The organism is Bacillus cereus group sp. BfR-BA-01524 (assembly GCF_022662595.1).
GTDB lineage: Bacteria > Bacillota > Bacilli > Bacillales > Bacillaceae_G > Bacillus_A > Bacillus_A thuringiensis_S.
Genome location: NZ_JAKUDW010000350.1, coordinates 1 through 310, shown reverse-complemented (window position 1 = coordinate 310; position 310 = coordinate 1). Strand labels below are relative to the sequence as shown.

The following is a 310-nucleotide window of genomic DNA, read 5'->3' as shown; positions in this document are numbered from 1 at the left end:
ATTTCTTGCATTGCTTCTGCTACTTTTTTATGTTGTGTATCTGTAGTGAATTTTAATGTTACTTCAGGTAATGTAGACCACCCTTGTTCTTTCATACCTTCTTCTAGTAATTTTTTCGCTTCTGCTGGATCAAATTTAACATAATCACCTTTTTCTTTACGGAAATCACGACCACTTTGTGTTTTTGCTCCTTCTGGAACGAATGCATATGCTTCTTGCGCATTATTTTTATACAATTTTTCAACGATAAATTTACGATCAACCGCTAATGAAAATGCTTTACGTACCTTCGCATTTGTAAACGGCTCTT

General features: G+C 34.2%; 1 protein-coding gene. It reads right to left on the bottom strand.

Annotation, left to right across the window (positions count from 1 at the left end; all coding sequences use genetic code 11):
- Positions 1-310, bottom strand: a 310-nt coding sequence (locus MR170_RS31415) for an ABC transporter substrate-binding protein (RefSeq protein WP_242310718.1), incomplete at both ends; no start/stop codon positions are given.